The 22,481-nt window shown below is 46.6% G+C and carries 21 protein-coding genes; 7 read left to right on the top strand and 14 right to left on the bottom strand.

What is annotated here, in order from left to right; genetic code table 11:
• Window positions 1-48: 48 nt before the first annotated feature.
• The 5 genes from AAA939_RS02630 to AAA939_RS02610 all read right to left on the bottom strand — a co-directional run bounded on the left by AAA939_RS02630 (window position 49) and on the right by AAA939_RS02610 (window position 4,590).
• On the bottom strand, window positions 49-1,224 hold the full coding sequence (locus tag AAA939_RS02630) for an MFS transporter (RefSeq protein ID WP_420914917.1): 1,176 nt from the start codon (window positions 1,222-1,224) through the stop codon (window positions 49-51).
• A 107-nt stretch (window positions 1,225-1,331) separates the two neighbouring features.
• Window positions 1,332-2,087 carry an NUDIX hydrolase gene (locus tag AAA939_RS02625; protein WP_338208799.1) on the bottom strand — a complete coding sequence of 252 codons (756 nt, stop codon included), beginning with the start codon at window positions 2,085-2,087 and terminating at the stop codon, window positions 1,332-1,334.
• 54 nt (window positions 2,088-2,141) lie between these two features.
• Window positions 2,142-2,306 (bottom strand): hypothetical protein, encoded by a 165-nt coding sequence (locus AAA939_RS02620; RefSeq protein ID WP_157061193.1) that lies wholly within the window; start codon window positions 2,304-2,306, stop codon window positions 2,142-2,144.
• Between the two features lie 496 nt (window positions 2,307-2,802).
• A complete protein-coding gene (locus AAA939_RS02615) occupies window positions 2,803-3,678 on the bottom strand; it encodes an alpha/beta hydrolase (RefSeq protein WP_338208795.1) in 876 nt (291 codons plus the stop codon).
• 18 nt (window positions 3,679-3,696) lie between these two features.
• Complete coding sequence (locus AAA939_RS02610) at window positions 3,697-4,590, bottom strand: C40 family peptidase (RefSeq protein ID WP_338208793.1); 894 nt, start codon at window positions 4,588-4,590, stop codon at window positions 3,697-3,699.
• Window positions 4,591-4,755: 165 nt separating this feature from the next.
• On the opposite strand from AAA939_RS02610, the gene AAA939_RS02605 reads away from it, so the two are divergent.
• On the top strand, window positions 4,756-5,220 hold the full coding sequence (locus tag AAA939_RS02605) for an Lrp/AsnC family transcriptional regulator (RefSeq protein WP_057707857.1): 465 nt from the start codon (window positions 4,756-4,758) through the stop codon (window positions 5,218-5,220).
• A gap of 104 nt (window positions 5,221-5,324) precedes the next feature.
• On the opposite strand, the gene AAA939_RS02600 is transcribed toward AAA939_RS02605, so the two are convergent.
• The 4 genes from AAA939_RS02600 to AAA939_RS02585 form a co-directional block, all read right to left on the bottom strand.
• Window positions 5,325-5,543 (bottom strand): hypothetical protein, encoded by a 219-nt coding sequence (locus AAA939_RS02600; RefSeq protein ID WP_338208792.1) that lies wholly within the window; start codon window positions 5,541-5,543, stop codon window positions 5,325-5,327.
• Between the two features lie 27 nt (window positions 5,544-5,570).
• Complete coding sequence (locus AAA939_RS02595) at window positions 5,571-5,801, bottom strand: hypothetical protein (RefSeq protein WP_338208790.1); 231 nt, start codon at window positions 5,799-5,801, stop codon at window positions 5,571-5,573.
• Window positions 5,802-6,484: 683 nt separating this feature from the next.
• Window positions 6,485-8,038 (bottom strand): ABC-F family ATP-binding cassette domain-containing protein, encoded by a 1,554-nt coding sequence (locus AAA939_RS02590; RefSeq protein ID WP_338208789.1) that lies wholly within the window; start codon window positions 8,036-8,038, stop codon window positions 6,485-6,487.
• 86 nt (window positions 8,039-8,124) lie between these two features.
• Entirely contained in the window at window positions 8,125-8,712 is a 588-nt protein-coding gene (locus AAA939_RS02585) for a GNAT family N-acetyltransferase (protein WP_338230447.1), read from the bottom strand.
• A 116-nt stretch (window positions 8,713-8,828) separates the two neighbouring features.
• Between AAA939_RS02585 and AAA939_RS02580 the strand changes: the two genes are divergently transcribed.
• Complete coding sequence (locus AAA939_RS02580) at window positions 8,829-9,209, top strand: VOC family protein (protein WP_338208924.1); 381 nt, start codon at window positions 8,829-8,831, stop codon at window positions 9,207-9,209.
• Between the two features lie 492 nt (window positions 9,210-9,701).
• Here the strand turns inward: AAA939_RS02580 and nagE are convergent, their stop codons facing one another.
• The 5 genes from nagE to AAA939_RS02555 all read right to left on the bottom strand — a co-directional run bounded on the left by nagE (window position 9,702) and on the right by AAA939_RS02555 (window position 16,587).
• Entirely contained in the window at window positions 9,702-11,663 is a 1,962-nt protein-coding gene (gene nagE, locus AAA939_RS02575) for an N-acetylglucosamine-specific PTS transporter subunit IIBC (protein WP_338208786.1), read from the bottom strand.
• 187 nt (window positions 11,664-11,850) lie between these two features.
• Complete coding sequence (locus tag AAA939_RS02570; RefSeq protein WP_338208784.1) at window positions 11,851-12,825, bottom strand: ketopantoate reductase family protein; 975 nt, start codon at window positions 12,823-12,825, stop codon at window positions 11,851-11,853.
• Between the two features lie 512 nt (window positions 12,826-13,337).
• On the bottom strand, window positions 13,338-14,234 hold the full coding sequence (locus tag AAA939_RS02565) for a DegV family protein (RefSeq protein WP_338208782.1): 897 nt from the start codon (window positions 14,232-14,234) through the stop codon (window positions 13,338-13,340).
• A gap of 148 nt (window positions 14,235-14,382) precedes the next feature.
• Window positions 14,383-15,663 carry a homoserine dehydrogenase gene (locus AAA939_RS02560; RefSeq protein WP_338208780.1) on the bottom strand — a complete coding sequence of 427 codons (1,281 nt, stop codon included), beginning with the start codon at window positions 15,661-15,663 and terminating at the stop codon, window positions 14,383-14,385.
• Window positions 15,664-15,717: 54 nt separating this feature from the next.
• On the bottom strand, window positions 15,718-16,587 hold the full coding sequence (locus tag AAA939_RS02555; protein WP_338208778.1) for a homoserine O-acetyltransferase/O-succinyltransferase family protein: 870 nt from the start codon (window positions 16,585-16,587) through the stop codon (window positions 15,718-15,720).
• Window positions 16,588-17,066: 479 nt separating this feature from the next.
• Here AAA939_RS02555 and AAA939_RS02550 point away from each other — a divergent pair, with 479 nt between their 5' ends.
• The 5 genes from AAA939_RS02550 (at window position 17,067) to AAA939_RS02530 (ending at window position 22,274) form a co-directional block, all read left to right on the top strand.
• Window positions 17,067-17,249: a hypothetical protein gene (locus AAA939_RS02550; RefSeq protein WP_338208776.1), complete on the top strand. Its 183-nt coding sequence runs from the start codon at window positions 17,067-17,069 to the stop codon at window positions 17,247-17,249.
• A gap of 694 nt (window positions 17,250-17,943) precedes the next feature.
• Window positions 17,944-18,957, top strand: coding sequence for a tryptophan ABC transporter substrate-binding protein (gene trpX / locus AAA939_RS02545; RefSeq protein WP_338208923.1), 1,014 nt, complete (start codon window positions 17,944-17,946; stop codon window positions 18,955-18,957).
• The gene (locus tag AAA939_RS02540; RefSeq protein WP_057707879.1) at window positions 18,954-19,862 is read left to right on the top strand and encodes an ABC transporter permease; all 909 of its coding nucleotides are present in this window, start codon (window positions 18,954-18,956) and stop codon (window positions 19,860-19,862) included. Before trpX ends, AAA939_RS02540 begins: the two co-directional genes overlap by 4 nt.
• Window positions 19,849-20,631, top strand: coding sequence for an ABC transporter ATP-binding protein (locus AAA939_RS02535; protein ID WP_338208773.1), 783 nt, complete (start codon window positions 19,849-19,851; stop codon window positions 20,629-20,631). The genes AAA939_RS02540 and AAA939_RS02535 overlap by 14 nt, the downstream gene beginning before the upstream one ends.
• Before the next feature lie 287 nt (window positions 20,632-20,918).
• Window positions 20,919-22,274 carry an FAD-dependent oxidoreductase gene (locus AAA939_RS02530; RefSeq protein WP_338208771.1) on the top strand — a complete coding sequence of 452 codons (1,356 nt, stop codon included), beginning with the start codon at window positions 20,919-20,921 and terminating at the stop codon, window positions 22,272-22,274.
• The last annotated feature ends 207 nt before the right edge of the window (window positions 22,275-22,481 follow it).

Genomic DNA, 22,481 nt, shown 5'->3' with positions numbered 1-22,481 from the left:
CGATGATGAAAAAAGGATTGAGCCCAGCTCAACCCTTTGTCTTCGTTCTTAATGGCGATCATTATCGCGTAGACCAAATAGTAGGACTAAAATACCAACAATCAGTGCCCCAACGAACACCATGAAGATTCCTGGAATTTTAACGCCAGCACCCATCAACGCCCCAACTAAAAATGGTCCGATGGTTGCACCGATTCGTCCAATCGACTGCGCAAAGCCCATTCCCATACCGCGAGCGTCAACGGCAAACTGACCGGGTGTAAAAGCAATCATGATGCCCCATGCCCCCAACGTAAAGAATGACAGCCAAGCACCACTGATTAAAATCATCGTTGCGCTAGTGGCCAAGCCAAACGCCGCCGCACTGAGCATAGTTCCCATAAGGTAAACGGCTAACAAGGCTTTTCGTGGGACTTTGCCCATTAACCACGCAGCAAGGTAGTACCCTGGCAACTGCGCCAAACTCATCAAGACGGTATAGCCGAAGCCGTGCACGATTGAGAAGCCCCGCAATACAAGTACACTTGGTAGCCATAAAAACATGCCGTAATAAGCAAACATAATGACAAACCACAGGATACTCAAACAAATCGTTGCGCGCCGGTATTCAACTGAGAACACTTGACGTAAAGCCGCCCCAAATGGCCGTTGGTTAGACCGTTCTGCCGGCGCTTCTTCTGGTAAATGCCGACGAACTAATAAAGCGTATAACCCCATTAGCGCAGTGATCAACACCGTCATCCGCCAACCAAACTTTGGCATCACTAAAAATGATAATAGTGACGCCACAATCCAACCAAACGCCCAAAAACTGTCGACCAATACGAGCATCCGTGATCGTTTAGTCCCCGTAAAGTTGTCCGCAATGATGGTTGCCGCTACTGGCAACTCACCACCAAGCCCGATTCCCGTGATAAACCGCACGGCGATAAACCAACCAACACTTGGTGTTACGGTCAATAATAGATTTCCAATCGAAAATAGCAGTAGCGTCCCGATTAAAACGGGCTTACGACCAACTTTGTCCGCTAAATAGCCACAAACTAAAGCCCCTACCATCATCCCTAGTGACGTTATCGCACTAACGGCCCCCAACTCACCAGCTGTCAGATGCCAGCTCTGCTTAATGACTGGCATAATAAATGATAATAATGCAACGTCCAGCGCATCAAATAACCATGCTGTCCCAATCAGCATTAAGAGCTTATTGCCCTTCACTTTCATTATTGCAATCCCCCATCAATTGTCCTAAATAACAGCGCCGTTATATTTTAGGTATTTTATACCTTTAAGGTGCAACAAGGTTACCATGTGAACTAATCAACTGTCAACTACCCGTTTTTCAACTGGTAAACTCGCGCTGGCCGCCCAGAACCGCTATGCCGCTCAAACCCGACGGCTTCAAATAAATGCCCGTGGGTCTTGCGAAAGTTTGAATTGTCAATTTGATTAACAGACTCCCGCCTTAGAAGCGCGTATAGTTCCCGGGCCTGTTTCAAGGTAAACACATCCCCCAGTACTTTTAAAATCGTTGGTGAATAATCAAGTCGATTGCGAACGCGCTGCAACGCCGTCCGGATAATTAGTCCGTGATCAGCAGCTAGCATGCCCGTCGTCCATTCCTGCTGATAAAAGTCAGCCGGGCTTACTTCATCCTCAACCCCAGTAAACGCTAGCTTGCCAGCCACAAGGTCATCTCCTTGTTCCCGTGGTGTGACCGCAAACCACCGAACGTCCTTAGCACCGTAGCCGGGGACTAATTCCGGTTTTACGGGCAAGTAAACCATGTACGTCAATGCAAGCGTACGCTCACCCGGCACACGCGCAACGTTGGTAAAGGTCCCGAGTTGTTCCGGCTTTAGCCGGTTTAACCCTACGCCTAATTTTTCTTTAACTAATCGCGACGCTGCCATATCAGCACTCTCATCTACTCGCAGCGCCGTCGTCGGTAAGCCCCACTCCCCGGCAAAGGGTGCTGCGCTCCGTTGCAACAATAAGATGAGTAATTGCTTCGTCACCTGATCAAAACTAAAAATAACGTTCGTAATACTGACCAGCGGCCGTTCAATAACTTGTTTGGTGGTCATCCAAAGTTCCTCCTACAAAAAGGCCACGACAAATTTGTCGTGGCCGCTCATTTTTTAGTTCATTTGTTGCAACGCTTGAACCATCCAGCCATTAATGGCAGATTTTTCAATAATTGCTTTTTTGATTTCCCAAACGTCGGCTTTAATATAGCGTTGTCGGGCGGCCATGAGCGGGATGTTATGAACAACCTCTTGGCCTTTGTTAATTGTAACGCGCATCACATTACATCCTTTCCTAATGCTCAGGAAATTTGTAAATTATTCTGTGTATTTAATACTGGGGCAAGTATGTGATACTAAAAATATATTTATTCAAAATCCGAGATCCTATTATACTGGCTTGAAGTCAGCATTGCCTCAAACCAAGGTATAACTCTATCATACTCTGACAACAAAAGCGAATATGTTCTCTCTGAATAACAAATTTTATATTTTTTAATCGTCCGAGGTTGTTAGCGTTGTCATTTTTAATTCGACGCTTTACACTTAAGGTAACTTAGTGAGGAGGAGTTTACACATGCGCAATTATAAATATTTAGTGTATGGAGGTATTTCTGTTGTTTATCTATTTGCCCTATATGCTTTGTTCCACCTTATTCGTACAGCTTATTTTCTATTCTTTGTTTAGGCACAACCAAAAATCCAGAAGTTAATGTGGCCTCACTTGACAGGGCCCCGTTAACTTCTGGATTTATTTTATTTTTCATATTAAAGGCTAACGGTGCCACAAGTAACGGTCGACCGCTAACGCGACGGCCGCGTTTTCGTGGAGTTGACTGTGTTGGGCTTTTTTTCCGTGGAACACTTTTTCGGTGTAGTTCACATTCGTCCCGCGCAATAGTGGCTTGATTGACCGTGCGGAGACGTTCGTCACTAAACTATCCGAGTTCGTGCCATCATCTAAATTGCCGATAATATTTAACAGGTGGACGTTATGTGGGAAGTTCGTCCGTTTACCGGCCAACAATTGATACGCAGCGTGCACGTCCTTAGGCTGACCTGAACTTAGAAAGCTGTTCTGATTAGCCACGTCATCTTCCCCAACCACGCCGTCAAACGGACCGGCAATGGTCACTAATTTATTAATTTTGGGAAAATCACTCGCCTGTTTCGTCATTAATAAATTAACACTCGCCACACACCCCGCCGAATGTGCGACGATGTTATACGTCGTAAAGTTTTGCTTCGCTTTAACGGCCGTGATGACCTTTGCCAGCCAAGCGCTTTGCTGATCATACTGTGCCAAATTATTTTGGAAAACGACCTGAATAATCGGGTTACGCGTCTTCGCGGACCAGTTCCCACTCAACGTGACTTGTCCACTAGGACTGACCGTCGCCACAAACACTTTATGGGCGTGTGCGGTCTGCTCCGCGTGTTTAATGAGCGTATTGGTCGAATTGGCGCTCCCCTGAAACCCGTGAACGTAAAAAGTCGGTACCCGACTCGTCAACCACGGTGACTTTGGCTTACTAGTCGGCGCAGTTGACGATGCCGATGTCGCCGTGTGTCCGGAACGACCACAGCCACTTAACCCAATGACAACCATTAATCCCAATACTAACCATTTCAAAGCTCTAACCTTATGCAAAATATTTCGCCTCATTATTTACCAATTGCGTTTGACCGCAACAAGTTCATCTTTTAAATAGGTTGCCGCTAACTGCAAGTAGGTAACGTGCTTACCCGGTGTCGGTGCGTGTAACAGCCACCCGTCACCAGCGTACATTGCGACGTGATGAGTAGCCCCGTTACCGTGATCATGCGCAAAAAAGCAAAGGTCACCGGGTTGGGCGTCAGCTAACTGAATCGTGGTTCCCACTAGCGCCTGGTCACTCGCATCCCGTGGTAACCGTACCCCGATTGCGCGGTGTAAACTGTAGACAAAGCCTGAGCAGTCAAACCCGTACGCACTGATACCACCCCACAGATAACGCAAATCTAAAAAGTCCATGCCTAACCGCACCATCTTTGCGCCCGCCGTCAAATGCTGATCAGCGAAAGCAAACTGCGTGGCCCGTTTGGCAACTTTTCCAATTCCGAGTGGCGTTTGAACCAAGTCATAGCGATGGTCCTGACTATCCACTACGGGTAATTCCGTTCCTAACGTTAACAGCCGCAACGTGCTGCCATCTGGATGCAACAGTGGCGTAAACCCGCGTTTAACCGTCACCGTTGTCCCTGTTTGCAAAGGTAACGGCACTAGCGAGAGCTGTGCTGCCCAAACCCAACCGGGATACCCCTGCGGATGCCGTGCATCGACCTGGGTTGCAACGTAACCGTATGCCCAGCCATCGACAACCCGATCAACAACAAACGGGTCGTTAAATAGTGCCTGAGTCACCAACCGATTATTCCGCTCTAACGCCACGGTATCCGCATCGCTTAACCGGGTTAACCACGAAGACAAGCCGGCATTGTCTAAGGCCAGTCGATCGATAGACGAGACCCTTGGTTGCCGCCAAACATTAGCGACTGCGGCTAAAATTCGTGCTGTTTGCATATTAATCACCCCACTCTTCCTAAATTTTACCATACCCTTACTATACTCTGGAAACACCAGAACAGTATGGTTACTATCCTTTCTTGCCAAACTCAGCTATAAAATTAAAAAACAATGTGAAAGTATGCTATGATACTAATAATTACTTAGGAGGCGTTTTTTAGCATGGATAAAACCGATTTGAAAATTCTGAACGCCTTGCAGGCGGATGCCCGTATTTCGCTAAAGGCGCTGGCTGACCAGTGCTTTATCTCCTCACCAGCAATTTCAGCCCGGATTACGCGGTTAAAAAAGAGCGGGATTATCCGTGACTACCAGGCAAACCTAAACTACGAAAAACTAAATTATCACATCAAGGCTTACATCCAGCTTCAGTTGGAACCGACAGAAAAAGAGCGTTTTTACCCGTTCGTTGCCAGTATCCCCAACATCTTGGAATGTGATTGTGTGACTGGCGAGTACTCGCAAATCTTAAAAGTCGTTTTTGAATCCACCCAAGCGTTGGATGAATTCGTTAACCACTTGCAGTCCTTTGGCAAGACCAGCACCCAGATCGTCTTCTCTACGAGCGTTGCAAACCGTGGTTTAACGTTACCAGTCGATCACGATACCAGCCAAATCAAAGAATAGCCGCGCGTGGCATTGTCCCGTCACGGTCCTCAAAACAAAAGGGCTACTCAGAAAGTTAAATTTCTGGGTAGTCCTTTTTCGTTTACGTCACCATCAATTGATAGTCACTGTTTCAATAAATTCATAATTGCTGTCTGGGTCGTTAATTGATGTCTCGTCTTAAACATTTCAAGCGCTGTGCCACAGCCCAACATTAAGGCCACCCCAATTAAATTCAAGATGAGTGGTTGAATCGTTAAAAAATTAGCCATACAAATACTAATTAAAAAGAGAATTGCACCTAAAATCATTCCGGCAGTCAAACTAATAAAGCTGGTTTTCATCTCGAACACTCCCATTTGCGCGACTTATCAAGCAAACCGATTCATAACAAAAATAACGCCCAGTCCTGATAACCACAATGCGAACAACGGTCCCAGGACCAATGGTCCGAAGCTGTACCAACCCACGATTCCAATAAATAGGATTTCAGCACTATGCACCATCAGTAACAAATCCCGGTAGGCCCGGTAATACCATTGCCCAACTAATCCTAATGCAAACGCAACTAGGATCACCCCATAGAAAAAGCCGTGTACCATGTGACGAACACCCCTTCAACTTGGTTTTAAGAACTGCCCTTATTGTGACAACTTTTGTTAAAACTGGTTATCAATTTAATGTAAAGTTGAAGTTATTTTTAAGTAAACCCCTAAAGTCTGAAAGATAAATTTTTAGAGATTAAGTATTGTTACACCAATATCTAGACTAATACTAATTAACAACTTGGCATCCATTCCAGTTGCCACCGATGACAGGCAGTTGTGTGACAAAATCACGCCTGAGAAACGTCTTGCCTCCTTGCCCGAAACACTCTTTGAATGACAATTGTCCCGGACCGTAGCCTAAGACCGGAAAATTCCAGTCAAAAGCTGCCATCACGACCGATGTCACCAGTGGCAACCTCCAATCATTCGACAATACTAGCAATAGTAAAACTGACTTTAGCGCAGTCGGACAGAGTCGGCGTGCTGTGTCGGCAAAATTAGCAGGTGGTTTTTAACTGCTAATCTTGCGGGGCGATTCAAAGACGTGGGCTATCGGCTTTGAATCGAGGTTCCAGACCGCACCATGGCTGGAACCGTCCCCCATAGCACCCAACTCTGTCCGGCGGAGCGGCTAATTTATGAATAATTGTGGCATTGGCGGTAATTTTTTAGTTCTTTCAATCTTTAGTAATAAAAAAGGCAACTGCCAGTTTTCACCGCAGTTGCCCTTAAAAATCCTATTTAGGTTGGGCCTTTAAGCTCAACTTTTCAACGTTCAATTCTTTATCGACCCAGCCATCTACGAAACTGCTCTCATGGCTAACCAAAATCAGGTTACCATTGAAAGCTTGTAACGCCCGTTTCAGGCCTTCCTTGGTTTCATCATCCAAATGGTTGGTCGGTTCATCCATAATTAAGAAGTTACTTGGAATCAGTTCCAACAAGGCTAATTTAACCTTCGTCTGTTCCCCACCACTTAATAAGTGCATTGGCTTCATTGCGTTGGCAGCGTTGATCCCGCACTTCGCTAACTTCGTCCGAATTGTCTTCGGTAACATCGTCGGGTACTTATCTTGAATCGTCTGTAACGGTGTTAACTGGGGATTATCCCATTCCAAATCTTGCGTAAAGTAGTTGATTTTAGCCGAAGGTGAGAAGTCTGACTTCCCACTGATAGCTGGAATCACACCTAAAATTGACTTAATCAAAGTTGACTTACCAACCCCGTTAAATCCTTTAAAGGCAAGCTTTTCGCCGTTAGTCATCGTAAACGTTACGGGTTCCAGCAACGGCTTACCATAGCCAACGGACAGTTTCGTCACGCTTAACGCGTTTTGCGAACCAGTATCCAAATATGGGAAATTGAACGAGGCGTGCGCATTTTCCGACGGTGGATCGACCCGATCTAGATGCGATAGCATCTTTTCACGCGATTTGGCCATCGTCGACTTTGAACCGGCCTTGTTCTTCCGAATAAACTTTTCAGCTTTATCAATAACCACTTGTTGCTTTTCAAAAGCCTTGAGTTGGGCTTCCTTACGCGCTTCTTTTTGGCGCATCGCTGATTTGAAATCACCCCGATACTTGATGATTTTTCCAAAAGCGACGTCACAAATACAGTTAGTCACATTTTGTAAGAAGTCATAATCATGCGAGATGACCATAACAGCCCCTTCGAAGCCGTTCAAATAGTCTTCCAACCAATCAATATGCGTCGTATCAAGGTAGTTAGTCGGTTCATCCAAGATAATCACGTCCGGATTTTCCAACAATAACTTGGCCAAAATAATCTTTGACCGTTGCCCACCTGACATTTCACTGATCACGTGGTCGCGACCGATGGCATCTAATCCTAGCCCCGTAATGACCCGTTCCATTTCAGTTTCAATATCATAGAAATTATTAGCTTCGAGGATTTCTTGAATCCGGCCAGCCTTTTCTAACAACTTGTCGTCCATGCTCTCCGCATAGTCGGCGTAATGTTGTTGCATCTTATCATCTAATTCATACAGGCGCTTGAACGCGGTTTTCAGAAAGGCGTACAAAGTCATCCCAGCTGGAATATCGGCGTATTGGTCTAAATAACCCGTCCGAATATTACGCTGCCATTTGATTTGACCGGTCAAAGGTAAAATTTGCCCCGTTAAAATCTTGATCAGCGTACTCTTGCCGGCCCCGTTTTGCCCCACAATTCCCATGTGGTCAGCCTTTTCTAACGTAAAGTTAGCGTCATCATATAGTTTCCGATCCGCAAAGCTTTGGGATAAGTCGGTTACTTCTAGTAAAGCCATTGTGTTTTCAACCTACACTTTCATTTCTTCACGTGATAAAACAGACCCCGTTATACACGAGGCCTGCATTCACAAAGTTAGTGGGCTTACGCCATCACTAAGTCCTTGTCTAGTTCATATTGCATGTGGAAATACATCCGATCACCAATGGGCTTAATGCCCACGGTTTCATAATGGTAGCGGTCATAGAGCTTCTTCGCCCCTAAGTTTGCCATGTCAACGTTCAAACCGATGCGTTTCATGCCATCGGCCCGTGCATATTTTGGCAAGGCGGCTAATAACTTACCGCCAATTCCATGACCCTGGTAATCCGGGTCAACCGCAATCGAATCCAAGTACCATTCGTGCTCATAACTTTCTGCTTCAGCTTCAAATGCTGAACCAAACGCATCATTGTCCGCAGTGACCCGTGCTAAGACGTCGTCCACTGCGTCCTCATTTTTGTCGGGATAGCCAAACGCGACCCCGACTACTTGACCATCGGCCTCGGCCACCACCGTCGTTGCTTTGCCGGACAAATAATCAGGTGTCCGGTAAGCGGCAGTAATGGCCTGCTCTAAGTCAGGTTCAGGTATGTCGTCTAGTTCCTCAAGTTGCATTTCATCAAAAATCATATTAATTAGCGGTGCTATCTGGCCCGCGTCGTCTTGATTGGCTGGTCGAATTGTTATCACGAATAGCCCTCCTTCTTTAGTAATTATTAGATTACTATGAAAGCCCGCACTTGTCAAAATAACCGCCGTCGCGTGGTATACTGATAAACGAAATTATTTTGAAGGGATTTGAGCTTTTGAATATTCGCGACATTGATCATATTACACTAACGGTTACTGATATTGCGCGGTCACTACGCTTTTACCATGAAGTGTTCGACCTACCAATTCTGACTTTTGACGGTGACCGCAAAGCCGTTTTAGTTGGTAAACAAAAAATTAATTTTCAAGTCATTTCAGAGCCCCACGAACCGCTAGCTGCAAAACCGACTCCCGGCAGTGCCGACCTGTGCCTCATCGCAAAGGACCCCATTGACGCCATCGAACATCACTTAAAGAGCTACTTCGTCGACATCGTGGAAGGTCCCGTCGAACGAACCGGGGCGCACGGTCACTTGACCTCACTATACGTTCGCGACCCAGACAATAACCTGATTGAAATCAGTAACTATCACTAAGACATCTATATATAAGGCATCTATATAATAGTAGAAAACGGTTTCTTTGACGCTTTAGTCCTTACCCGCTCGGCGGACAGAACTGGTATGCTCTGGGGGGCGGCTTCAGCCACAGTAAGGTCTGGAGCACACCACTTCGCTAAATACGGATTTGTTATCGTCAGCGCCTACTGGAATAAATTACTTAAAACTAATTTACAATCTTTAACCGTGCAAAATAAAACTGGTACCCCCCTTTTTTAAGGCGGTTACCAGTTTTTTTATTTATACACTTGTTATTATTGTCGACTAAACGGAGGTTGCCACTGATGGCATCGGTCGTGAAGGTGGCGTTTGGCCAATGATTTTTTGGCCTTACACCACGGACGGTCTGGGACAATTGCGTCTTTTGCAAATGTTCCAGGCGAGGGGTTAGACCGCTCCTCAGGCTAACCCCGGTCCCACGACCGCATGTCATCAGTGGCGACCGGACTAGCTTTTATAAACAACTAATTATTCCGCCGCACCAACCATATCGCCAGCGGTGACTGTTTGATCCCCATTGAGGGATAAGTTCGTCACGTGATCCATATTAGTTATAACGACCATCATCGTTGTCTTTTTACCAGCGGCCTTAATCGCTGCTAAATCAACCGTCGCTACGGCTGACCCCGCTGCAATCTGGTCACCTTGTTCAACGTGTAATTCAAACGGTGTCCCGTTCATTTCCACCGTGTTGATGCCCATATGCAACAAGATTTCTAACCCTGACGCCGTCTTTAAACCGACCGCGTGCTTCGTTGGAAAAATACTAGTGACTTCACCACTAACTGGTGACACCACTTCTGCATCCGTTGGTTCAACCGCGTAGCCATCGCCCAATAATTTCTGCGCAAACGTCGAATCGTCTACCGCACTGATTGGCATCAACTGACCCGTTGCGGGTGCGTGCAAGACGGTCGTTACGGGAACGCTTGGGACTTCCGTCGTTTCCACCTTAGTTGGTGCGACCGTTTCAGCCGTCGGGGTCGCACTTAATTGACCCGTGAATAGTTGTTGTAAGGCTTCCGCAACAAATTGCACTTCCGTCCCAATCACGATATGAATGTTATGCGTATCCAACACGTTTAATCCAGGGACTCCCGCTGCTTTTACGGCGTTTTGATCGACCTTAGCCGTATCCTTCAATTGCAAGCGTAACCGAGTCGTACAGTGGTTGATAACGTCAATGTTATCCTGACCACCAATCGCTGCAAAAATTTTCTTGGCTTGGCGCTGATACTTGTCGTCGTTCTCATCTACGACTACGGTTTCGTCAGCGGTTGCCACAACGTCTTCACGCCCCGGCGTCTTCAAGTTGAACCGTTTGATGGCAAAATCAAAGCCAAAGTAGTAAATGACCGCCATCACTAACCCTTGGACGATCAACATGTACGGCTGATTAGCCAGTGGCATCCGGAAACTTAACAAATAATCGACGAGTCCACCACTGAATGAAAAACTAGCGGTCCAGTGCATGAAGGCCGCAAAACCGGCTGAAACACCCATTAATACCGCGTGAACCAAATATAATGGCCAAGCGACGAACATGAATGAGAATTCCAACGGTTCAGTCACACCGGTAAAGAACGACGCAAACGCGCCGGCCAACATCAGTGAGCCAACTTCTTTTTTACGTTCGGGCCGTGCGTTGCGATAAATCGCGTACGCCCCAGCTGGTAACCCAAACATCATCACTGGGAAGAACCCAGCTTCATACATCCCGGTTACACCCTTAACCCCGTGACTAGCCCAGAAGTTACCAATATCGTTAATTCCAGCCACGTTAAACCAAAATACGGAGTTTAACGCGTGGTGTAACCCAGTTGGAATCAATAACCGGTTAAAGAACCCGTAGAGTCCCGCACCAACAAAACCAAGTTTTGAGATGCTCGTTGCAAAGGCAACCATGCCATCATAGAAAAATGGCCAAACAAAGTACATTCCTGCGGTAAAGAATAACATGACAAAAGCCGCCATGATTGGCACTAATCGTTTTCCACTAAAAAACGAAATGGCCATGGGGAGCTTAACTTCATGAAATTTATTATACAGGGCCGCGGCAATTAACCCGGCACAGATCCCAACTAGGACGTTACCGTTAATATATTGAAACGCGGTCTTAACGTGACTTGCTTTAATGTTAAGTAACGTCGCTAACCCGGCTGGTGCTAACATGGTCGTTGGGACCAAGTACGCAACCAAGCCCGCAATTGCGGCCGAGCCATCCTTAGTCGTCGTCATCCCAACGGCTAACCCAACTGCAAACAATAGGGCTAAGTTATTTAAAATTACATTACCGCCTGAGATCATGAAACGTGATAAGATCCACGCCTTCGGTAAGTAGTTACCGAGCCCCACTAAAATCGCTGCCGCTGGTAACGTGGCAATCGGCAACATTAGTGATTGCCCGATTCTTTGAAAATATGTCTTCATACCAATTTCTCCTCGTCATCTTCTATAACACGTTGTAAATCCTATCACAACACGTCATTTGACGAAAGTAAGATTCTCAGTTTTATGTATAGACCAATTATTAACTAAGCGTTTCCATTCCCATTAAATTAAGTCTTGATTACACTGAAAAAAGTTCTGAAAATTTCAGAACTTTTTCAAGAATTGCTTATTTAGTTGCCACAGGCTCAGCTGCTTGCTTAAATTGACGCACCGTTTCAGCCAAGTGGACTTCATGAGTCACAAATTCATGCACCCGGCAAACGTAATCATGTTCACGACCAATTTTGGCGATGTAACCATTAATATAATCGACTTCGGTTGGTCGCCCCTTCGAAAAGTCTTGATACATTGATGGATAATGATACTTATAAGCGCGGCTGACCGTTTCCACCGAGTCGATTTCTTCTTGGCGGGTCTCAATCAACTTAATCCCGGCCCGTTCACAGGCATCGTAAGCCTCATTGAACATCTGTGTCGCCATATCCTTAACACCCGGGTAAGTGATAAATTGACCCATTTGAATTTCAAACATCGTACAGAGACTATTCGTCACAGCGTTGAAGACCACTTTAGACAAACACATCCCCATAAAGTTATCCGACCAGACCGGCCCTAATCCCGCCGCTTGAAAGTCTGACATAACTTGCTTAGTCGTTGCGTTCATTTCCCCTGCGTAGTTGCTCATATGCATCGTTTCACTACCCACGGGACCCATGAAATCAACTGAACCAGGACCATTCAGAACCGTGGCAATCATCGCCGTCCCGCCAATAATGTGGTCCTGTGAAAAGTAGTCATTGAGTTTCTCAAAGTGCCCCATCCCGTTCATCGCTGCAAAGACGTACTGATCATCATGAAACAACGGGGCATCCCGTTTTAGTTCGTCCGCTAACTGCATCTGCTTTTTAAAAACGATCCAGACATCCGGATGCCCGTGATATTCCTCAGGGTAATAAATATTAATGGGTACCATGTGCTGATTTGCGTGGTCCCGGGCTACCATAACGCCACCTTGTTGCCGGACCTTTTCAATGTTTGGCTGCCACGTCTCGATGAAGTCCACTTCAATTCCTGCATTTTCTTGTAACATGACACCGTACCGATATCCCATAGCGCCCGCACCAATTACACCGTATTTCATAATAAAAGCCACCCTTTCAATCAATCCTATGAATTTTTTATACTATGTGTTAAATCTTGAAACTAAATCTGAAAATCTATGTTAAAACTGCTATGTGTGGTTTAAAAGTCGACAAAAAACGCCCTTTGGATGCAATGATCCAAAGGACGTTTTCACGGGTTACCACCTTTATTCAAATAATGCTCGCGCACTATTTCTCAGCACGTTCAAAACAACTAAACGTGTGCACAATAATGGGTGCTCCCAGCGAATCTCGAAAAATTCGCGCCTACACTTGTACTTTTATCAACTTGACGTGACACCTTCTCATCAATCGGTGCTTTCTGAACACGTCAACCTGACGACTCCTACAAACGCTTCGGCTTCGTTCATCAACTTTTAATGTTTTAACCATAATATTATTAACTAAATAAGTCAACCCACTTTGCTAAAAAAGTCGGTTGACCGTTTTTTCTTAAGAATAATGTGCTTGATAACTTTAACGATCAGCTAATTAGATTAACTTTCTTAAGCTACCTTACTTGTTGGCCGTTTAACGTCGTCAATAATGGTTTCCAATCCAACGACCAGATCATGCCAAGCGCATGGTCGCCCGTTAAAACCCCCATCAACGGGCCGATTTCACCCGTTTTGACCCGGACAGCTGGGAACTGGTAGCGAAGTTCGCTCGCCCAGTCCTCAGCAATCTGCTCGTCATTCGCGCTAATAACATCTAACCGTACTGGCAACTGGCTCGTGATAACAAAGCGACCAAACTGTTCCTGAACGGCCTGCTGCGCATTTTTTAACGTCCGTTCTTTTCCCAAGACCTGGATCTTACCGTGTTCATTGAAACTAATAATCGGTTTATTCCGTAAAACCATCGTTCCGGCCAAACTACTATTATTATAGATCCGGCCGTTTTTTACCAAGTGGCGCATGCTGTTGACGATCAAGACCGTGGTCGTAGCCGCCCGTAAATGCGTCAGCTGTGCCATAATCTCATCCATATCATAACCGGCCAACGCCATCGCAGCTGCGAGCTTGACCATGTTAGCCGTTCCAGCACAGGCCGTCCGGGAATCAAAGACTTGAACGTCCAAGTCTTTGACTGAGGGAGCGTAGGCCTTTAAATTATTGACCCAGCCACTGATCCCACTACTTAGCCCAACGACCAGCACCTGATCATAGCCAGCTGCTTTCAGCTGATCAAAAACGACTTGCATTTCCGCCATTGAAATTTGGGAAATCGTTGGAATATCTTTCTCAACTTTTAATAACCGGTAAAATTGATCAGTGGTAATGTCACTATTCTCGTGATAAACGTGATTCCCAAACATAATGGGATCATTTACCACGGTTATCTTATAATCGGCAGCCGCTTGTGGGGATAAATTCGCGGAACTATCCGTTACTACCGCAATCTTCATTAATTTCACTCCAATTATGCGCACGGAACAACCGGCGCACCCGTTTCTCCGGATGACCCGGACATCCCCGCCACCTTAAAGCGCGACGGGTTTTAACGCCCGAAAAAAAGACGCTCCCATACAGTATACTGTACGAGCGCGTCTTTTTTCAAATGGCAATCCCCGCTTGAACTGGTAACGCTGCCACCCGCTTTGGCCAAACCGCTGATTCGGCGATTGGAATCGCCTTAACGTGAGCCTCAGCCTTTAAATTAGCCAACTGTTCTGGCCACAGGGTGCCAGTTTGATAGCTTTGATTACCAAGCACCTTCAATGTAAACCGTTCCTCGTTGGCGTACCGGGTCAAAATTGGCGCCGGTAAATCACTAAAGATAAGGTACGATTGGGCCAGCCGGTTAAAATGAGTGACCGTCAATTGATGATGATTCCGATTAAACGCAGCGCCCCGAATACCTATCCGGATACGCTGACCGGCCACGACCATATCATTTAAGACACTATTCGCCGTGGCACTGCTCCCAGCACCGGGGCCCGTGTATAAGCTGTCCCCAATGGCTTGACTCGCTATCATGATGCCGTTTTGAACGCCACCGACTTGGCTTAGGGCTTGGTCCTGACTCACCGCAACCGGCGCCACCCGACAATATAAGCGCTGCCCGTGTTGCTGCGCCTGTGCCAGCAATTTAATCTGCCAGCCATTGACGGCCGCTTGGCGACACTGTTCCGCCGTCACGTCAGTAATCCCGACTGGCTGGACTTGATCAACCGTTAGTCCCTGACCAAACGCAAACCGGCTTAAAATAATCAGCTTATAGGCGGCATCAATCCCCCGTACATCGTGACTAGGATCTGCTTCCGCATAGCCTAACCGTTGCGCTGCTGCCAACGCTTCAGCGTACGACTGCCCCGTTTGTGTCATCGCACTCAAAATGTAATTAGCCGTCCCGTTGATAATTCCAGTAACGGATTGAACCGTGTCAGTCGCGTAACTGTCGGTCAGCGTCCGTAAGATTGGAATTCCACCAGCCACACTGGCCTCATAAAATAGATCACAGCGCCGTTGTTGGGCTAAGGCCACCAACTGATCACCAGCCGTAGCAATCAAGTCCTTATTAGCCGTTACAACCGATTTACCATGTTGTAACGCATTAATGACGGCGGCCTTGGCCGTTGCCACCGTGCCCATCACTTCGACAACCAGTTGAATCTCAGGGTCCATCACAACCGCGTCAATCGAATCCGTTAGCCGCGTACCCACTGGTAAAACGACTTTACGGGGCGCATTCAAATGGTTCACGGCAACCGCTGCTAGTTGAAAACGCACCCCCTGCATTTGTTCAATTTTAGTTGCCGCTTCCCGTAACCGTTCCACCACACCACTGCCGACGGTGCCTAATCCTAACATGCCCACTTTGATTGTCGTTACCATTTGATCACCCTCCTATAATTCGTCCATTTGCTAGTGTTAGTTTCAAGTAAATCATTAGCCCAGTCCCACTTTGGCTAAATCCAACGTGGCCAACCAGTTTTGATACAGTTGCCGGCTTGCGTCTGGCCAACTGTAATCAACCGCGCTTAACGTCGATTCTTTAAAATAATGCTGTGGTAGATTAATCGCTAAATGTTTGCGGCGGTCCCGAAAATATTCATTGGCTAACGTTGCCGCTTCGTATTCCGGGTGGCCGGTCACGTAGACGGCCCGTTGACGGGGGGCGTTCAACACTAACGGGCCCACTTGCGCGTTGGTCGCCACCACGTGTAAATCCGCCGGTAAATCTTCTGGCAAAATGAGTTGCGTGTGCCGTGATTGGGGCATTTTCAGGGCCCCATCCGTGCTTAATCCCCGTGTCAGCCGTGATGTTTCGTCAACGGCAGTCGCGGTGTAGATGCCAAAAATCTTTTCCGGCACTTCCTGTTTTTGAACGTTAAAGGCTGCGTACAGTCCCGCTTGGGCGGCCCAACATTCGAATAACGTCTGGGTGACGTGTCGTTGCGCCCAACTGATAATTGCTAAAAACTCATCCCAATAGTCCACCGCTTCAAAATCCAACTGTTCAACCGGCGCACCGGTGACGATCAGGCCATCAAAATGGCGGTCAATAACTTGATTTAACGAGACGTAATTGGCAGCCACGACGGCTTTAGGCAAGCTTTTAAAGTGGTGACTGACCGGATACATGAACGTCACGGCTACGTCTTGTTCAACCGCCGCAAGCCGTTGTAAAAACTGCCGCTCCGTGTCCTGCTTATTGGGCATCAAGTTCAAGATTAAAATTTGTAGCGGTTCGTTGACCACCGCGTTATCCCATTGTCCTTGCGCCTTTAATAATCCATTTACTGCTGTGACTGCCATGTTGATCTTCCTCTCTTCTTTAGAACGCAAAAAAGCTTTCGTCCATTAGCTTCATATACTGAAACTAACGGACGAAAGCTTTCGCGTTACCACCGTTATTCATCGTCATCTCACAATGACAACCTCGACAAGTACCCACTGGATACTCCGCAATATATCGGTTGCCACCGCACCCGTAGCCTTACGACCCGGGTCATGACTCCAAGCTCATCTTCACCGTGCTACCGATTACTTCTCTCACCAAACTGAAGCTCTCTGAAAATCGTTCGCACCGTTACTCTTCTCTTCAACGTCTTAATGTTTTTTAATTTAAAGTTAATTTAACACCAGGATGCGTGCCTGTCAACTTTCTGCTCTAAATTTTTCTCAATCCACCTATTTAGTCCGAAAGTTAACTAATTATGACTAAATACTTTCTAAAAAGTAAAAGGCCTAAAATCACCGTAAGTTATCCGTTCCGTCGGGGAGCATTGGGTGCTATGGGGGATGGTCCCAGCCATGATTCGGTCTGGGACCTCAATTCAAAGCCGACAGCCCACGTCTTTGAATTGCCCCGCAAGATTGGCGCAAAGAACGTCCGCCAATCTTACCGACACAGCACACCAACGCTCCCCGCCTCCGCTCAAATTCGCTTTACCATTATTGATTCAAAAATTCATTAAATCATCGGAGGTTGGCGCTGATAGCATCGGTCGTGATGGTGGTGTTGAATCGGCGGTTTTTCTGCCGATTTTACACCACGGACGGTCCGGGGCAATTGCGCATCTTGCAACTGTCCCGGGCGAGGATTAAGACCGCTCCTCAGGCTTAATCCGTTCCCACGACCGCATGTTATCAGCGCCAACCGGACTAGATTCAATAAGCGAATGGTTTTGATTATCAACCTTAATTATTCCATTAGCATCATCCATTCACATTATTTTTTAATTATTTTCAAATTTATCTTATTAGGTAATTTCACTAGCTACATCAAGGATTCGCGACTCAAAATCCCGACTGATTTATAAGAATTCTGTGAACAATTTCAGAAAAAGCCTTGACACGCTTTTTTCCTTTGCCTATACTAAACTCAATTAATAAACGAAAGCGAGGAACCAAGGATGACAAAGTTAGTGCTCAACTTGAACAGTTCATGGCAAAGCCGGCCGTTCAGATTGTAATTCCGTTGCACGGATACAATCTGGCAAACAGTTTGTATCTGTGCCGGCTTAACTTTGATATCCAAAGGAGTCTGCATGGGTTTTAGACACAGCAGGCTTCGGTTCCCTAAAGGGCAAACCAGGCTTACTGGTTTGCCCTTTTTTTGACGACTTTGCCCGAATCAGTTCATTCATTCTAAATTATTTTGAGGTGACAATATTGAAACGTATGATTGCATTTATTAGTGCCCTAATCGTTTTTCTAGGCGTCGCGTTCTTCGCGACCGGCAATAAAAAAACAACTAGCGCTCAAAGTACAGCCGATAAGATCCCAACGGTCGGCATCTTACAGCTCCAGACCCACCCCGCACTTGACGCGATTCATCGCGGCGTGATCGCTGGCTTAAAGGAATACGGTTACGTTCCGGGTAAGACCGTTAAGATCGACTATCAAAATGCCCAGGGTGACCAAAGCAACTTAAAGACAATGAGTCAAAAATTTACCAACGAAAACGCTGCGGAAACGATTGGGATTGCCACACCGGCCGCCCAAGCCTTGGCAACCGCGGCTAATAAGGAAACACCAGTTATCCTTGCTGGCATCACCGATCCATCTGGGAGTGGCCTAATCAAAAGTGACCAACATCCCGGTGCCAACATTACGGGGACTTCGGGTGAATCACCATTAAAATCCCATCTCGACTTGCTTAAACAATTAGTGCCAAAAGCCAAGACCATCGGAATTATCTATACGACTTCCGATCACGGTGGTGAATACAACGCAAAGAAGTTTGCCCGGATCTGTAAACAAGCTGGTGTGAAATACAAGCTCTACACCATCGCTAACACCAACGACATGCAACAAGTTGCCGAAACCATGGCTTCACAAGTAGACGCCGTTTACGCCCCACAAGATAACGGGGTCGCCAGTGCGATGAAGACCTTAGTCTCCGTCACAAACAAAGCGAACGTTCCCGTTATCCCAGCAGTTGATACCATGGTTAAAGCTGGTGGCCTAGCCACCCTCTCCGTTGACCAGTACCAATTAGGAAAACTCTCCGGCGAAATGGCGGCCCAAGTTTTAAAGGGCAAGTCTCCTAGCAACTATGCCATTAAAATTATTTCTAAAGGTAAAATGACGTTAAACCTATCCGCTGCCAAGAAATTAGGCATCAAATTCCCAGCCAGCGTGCTGAAGGAAGCCAAAACGAAAGGGGTTATTTACAAATGAGTATGATCGTATCTAGTATCGGCCAGGGCCTCTTATGGGCTACCTTAGGCGTCGCATTATTCTTAACTTTCCGAATCTTAGATTTTCCTGATATGACCGTTGAAGGCACGTTCCCACTCGGTGCCGCCACCGCCGTCATGGCAATCAGTCACGGCATGGGGCCGCTTACCGCTTCACTCCTCGCCTTTGTGGCCGGTGCCGTCACCGGACTCGTTACCGGTTTGTTATACACCAAGGGTAAGGTTCCCATCCTATTAGCCGGAATCCTTGTCATGACCGCTTGTCTCTCCATTAACTTACGGATCATGGGTGGCAGTTCGAACGTTTCACTATTAGGAAAAACAACTTTATTCTCCAATCATTTTCTCGCAACGTTACCAAAATACTTTGACAGTGTCTTCGTTGGACTAGTCGTGATTTCCGTCATTACAATATTACTGATGGTCTTCCTACAAACGAACTTAGGCCAAGCCTTCATCGTCACTGGTGACAACCGTGAAATGGCCCGCTCAATCGGAATCAATACCGATAACATGACTATCATGGGACTAATGGTTTCTAACGGAATCATTGGTTTAGGTGGCGCTTTGATTGCCCAAAACAACGGTTACGCCGATGTCAGCATGGGCATTGGGATCATCGTTATCGCGTTAGCTTCAATTATCATTGGCGAAGTCGTCTTTGGTGAATTGACGTTAAACCAACGTTTGATTGCCGTGACCTTAGGGAGTATCCTCTATCAATTCGTCCGGTTACTCGTCCTTCAACTTGGATTCAACACCAACGACATGAACCTGTTATCCGCCTTGATTCTGGCCATTTGCTTAATGTTGCCACAATTCAGTAAAGCCTTACATCTAAACCACGTTTTGAAGAGAGGAGTCGCCCGTTATGACGAAAACTAATCAACCCTTACTTGCATTAAACGACATCGTTACGAAGGTCAACGCCGGCACCCCTAACGAAGTGATGATTTTAAAGCACCTCAACTTGAACATTTACGACGGCGACTTCATTACCGTTCTTGGTTCCAATGGTGCGGGTAAATCGACCCTCTTCAATACGATCAGTGGTGAGCTCCCCGTGACAGACGGCCAAATCAAGCTACGGGACCGCGATATCACCCACCTTTCCGTTGAAAAACGAACGGCCTTCTTAGCCCGGGTCTTCCAAGACCCCAAGATGGGAACCGCCCCTCGAATGACGGTCGCAGAAAACCTCTTGTTAGCCAACCAACGTGGCAAACGCCGCACCTTGCGCTTACGCCGATTAAATCAGCACATGGCCCACTTCAAGGAACTGACGGCTTCCATGGATAATAACGGTTTATCCGACCGACTCAACACCGCTACGGAAAATCTTTCCGGTGGTCAACGCCAAGCTTTGAGTTTCTTAATGGCAACGGAACAGCGGCCCGACTTATTACTACTCGATGAACATACGGCCGCCCTCGACCCTAAAACCAGCGAACAACTGATGGTGCAAACCAATCAGCGGGTCACTCAGGAAAAATTGACTTGCTTGATGATCACCCACCATTTAGACGACGCTTTAAAGTACGGCAACCGCCTCATCGTCTTGGATCAGGGTCAAATTAAGTACGACGTTCGTGACGAAGAAAAAGCCCAACTCACGAAGGAACAACTCCTAAGTTTCTTCGATACGATCGAATAGGTTAGGCACTACAACCTAAAAATCTCCTTAAGCTAATCACTACGGCTTAAGGAGATTTTTTGTGTCTTAACTCAGTCTAAAATCACCGCCAACACTGCATACTATCAGTGACAACCGAACAAAATTCAATAAGTATCTAATTTTTATTAGTTCAACTTTCACTCATCAGTATCAGTAAATAGATTCCCCCGTAATTAATTATGTAACCGTTTTGTTTGCTAGTCCACTTGGGTAGTGTTATATTCAATTTAGAATAGTTCTAAACTAAAATTGGAGGTTCGTCTATAATGAAAGTTATTGTCGTTGGTTCTTCACATGGTGGTTATGAAACAGTTCGTGGTATTTTGGCTGCTCAGCCGGATACAGAGATTCAGTGGTACGAAAAGGGCGACTTTCTGTCCTTCCTATCCTGTGGGATGCAGCTCTACCTTGAAGGCGTCGTAAAAGACGTTAATAAAGTGAGCTACGCTACCCCTGAAGGTATGCAGGCTCAGGGCGTTCACGTTTTCCTCAACTCAGAAATCGCTAAAGTTCAACCTGATCAACATACGGTACACGTTATTGATTACGCTAGCGGTCAGGAACGTGATGAAAGCTATGACAAGTTAGTCTTAAGTGTCGGCGCCGTCCCATTTGACCTGCCCGTTCCCGGACACGACCTTCAAAACGTCTACGCGATGCGGGGACGTGACTGGGCGATGAAACTGAAAGCCAAGACGGTCGATCCAACCGTTAAAAACGTGGTTGTCATCGGCTCCGGTTACATTGGTATCGAAGCGGCCGAAGTCTTTGCGAAAGCTGGCATGCACGTCACGGTTATCGACCTCTTGCCACGCTTGCTCAGCCTCTACTTGGACCAAGAATTTACCGACATTTTGACGAAAACAATGACGGCACACGGTATCTATCCCGCCGTTGGTCAAGGTATCAAATCATTTGAAGGTCAGGACGGTCACGTCACCAAAGTCGTTACTGACCAAGGCGAATACCCAGCCGACTTGGTTGTTTCGGCGGCTGGAATTCGACCAGCTACCGGTTTCTTAAAGGACGTTGTCGACTTAGACGATCACGGGCTGATCAAAATCAACGATCACCTGCAAACTAGCGAACCAGACATTTACGCCGTTGGGGATGCGACCTTAGTGCCATTCGCCCCAACTGGTAAGGACAACCGGATTGCCTTAGCAACGGTTGCTCGTCGCCAAGGTCGGATTGCCGCACAAAACTTATTAGGCGGCGATTTCCCAATGGTACCCGTTTCGGGTTCATCGGCCCTCTCCGTTTTTGACTATCACTTTGCCTCAACCGGGATCAAGGAAGGAACTAGTGATAAGCTAGGCGTCAAGAGTGCTTCAGTATTAGTGACCGACACCATTCGGCCGAAGTTCGTTCCGGAATCGGACGGTAATACTAAAGTTTGGTTCAAGTTGACCTTTGACCCAGAAGACGGTCGGGTCCTCGGCGCACAAATCATGTCAAAGGCTGACGTAACGGCAAATATTAACGCCATTTCCGTCGCCATTCAAGCGAACATGACCGTGGCCGACCTCGCCTACGCCGACTTCTTCTTCCAGCCTGGCTTCGACCGGCCTTGGAACATCATTAACGTGGCCGCACAAAAGGCACTCGTTGATTTGAAATAGTTTAATTTAACCGTTAATTACATCAAAACTGCGTAGCTACTGCTGGCAATGAATGTCAGCAGTAGCTACGCAGTTTTTTTAATTATTAAAATCTGAAAATATTGCTGTCAACATTTTAATAACAGCAATAATGCTTTCCAAATCATCGGAGGTTATCGCTGATAGCATCGGTCGTGAAGGTGACCTTTGACCGGTGATTTTCCGGTC

The organism is Lactiplantibacillus paraxiangfangensis, from assembly GCF_036246185.1.
GTDB lineage: Bacteria > Bacillota > Bacilli > Lactobacillales > Lactobacillaceae > Lactiplantibacillus > Lactiplantibacillus paraxiangfangensis.
Note: the sequence above shows the minus strand (reverse complement) of the source record. Positions and strands in the feature narration are given on the sequence as shown.

Excerpts from the sequence above, each read along its gene's own strand:
- AAA939_RS02630 (WP_420914917.1), bottom strand. The coding sequence starts at position 1,224 with ATGAAAGTGAAGGGCAATAAGCTCTTAATGCTGATTGGGACAGCATGG.
- AAA939_RS02625 (WP_338208799.1), bottom strand. The coding sequence starts at position 2,087 with ATGACCACCAAACAAGTTATTGAACGGCCGCTGGTCAGTATTACGAAC.
- AAA939_RS02620 (WP_157061193.1), bottom strand. The coding sequence starts at position 2,306 with ATGCGCGTTACAATTAACAAAGGCCAAGAGGTTGTTCATAACATCCCG.
- AAA939_RS02610 (WP_338208793.1), bottom strand. The coding sequence starts at position 4,590 with ATGCAAACAGCACGAATTTTAGCCGCAGTCGCTAATGTTTGGCGGCAA.
- AAA939_RS02605 (WP_057707857.1), top strand. The coding sequence starts at position 4,756 with ATGGATAAAACCGATTTGAAAATTCTGAACGCCTTGCAGGCGGATGCC.
- AAA939_RS02600 (WP_338208792.1), bottom strand. The coding sequence starts at position 5,543 with ATGAAAACCAGCTTTATTAGTTTGACTGCCGGAATGATTTTAGGTGCA.
- AAA939_RS02595 (WP_338208790.1), bottom strand. The coding sequence starts at position 5,801 with ATGGTACACGGCTTTTTCTATGGGGTGATCCTAGTTGCGTTTGCATTA.
- AAA939_RS02590 (WP_338208789.1), bottom strand. The coding sequence starts at position 8,038 with ATGGCTTTACTAGAAGTAACCGACTTATCCCAAAGCTTTGCGGATCGG.
- nagE (WP_338208786.1), bottom strand. The coding sequence starts at position 11,663 with ATGAAGACATATTTTCAAAGAATCGGGCAATCACTAATGTTGCCGATT.
- AAA939_RS02570 (WP_338208784.1), bottom strand. The coding sequence starts at position 12,825 with ATGAAATACGGTGTAATTGGTGCGGGCGCTATGGGATATCGGTACGGT.
- AAA939_RS02565 (WP_338208782.1), bottom strand. The coding sequence starts at position 14,234 with ATGAAGATTGCGGTAGTAACGGATAGTTCCGCGAATTTATCCCCACAA.
- AAA939_RS02560 (WP_338208780.1), bottom strand. The coding sequence starts at position 15,663 with ATGGTAACGACAATCAAAGTGGGCATGTTAGGATTAGGCACCGTCGGC.
- AAA939_RS02555 (WP_338208778.1), bottom strand. The coding sequence starts at position 16,587 with ATGGCAGTCACAGCAGTAAATGGATTATTAAAGGCGCAAGGACAATGG.
- AAA939_RS02550 (WP_338208776.1), top strand. The coding sequence starts at position 17,067 with ATGGGGGATGGTCCCAGCCATGATTCGGTCTGGGACCTCAATTCAAAG.
- AAA939_RS02540 (WP_057707879.1), top strand. The coding sequence starts at position 18,954 with ATGAGTATGATCGTATCTAGTATCGGCCAGGGCCTCTTATGGGCTACC.
- AAA939_RS02535 (WP_338208773.1), top strand. The coding sequence starts at position 19,849 with ATGACGAAAACTAATCAACCCTTACTTGCATTAAACGACATCGTTACG.
- AAA939_RS02530 (WP_338208771.1), top strand. The coding sequence starts at position 20,919 with ATGAAAGTTATTGTCGTTGGTTCTTCACATGGTGGTTATGAAACAGTT.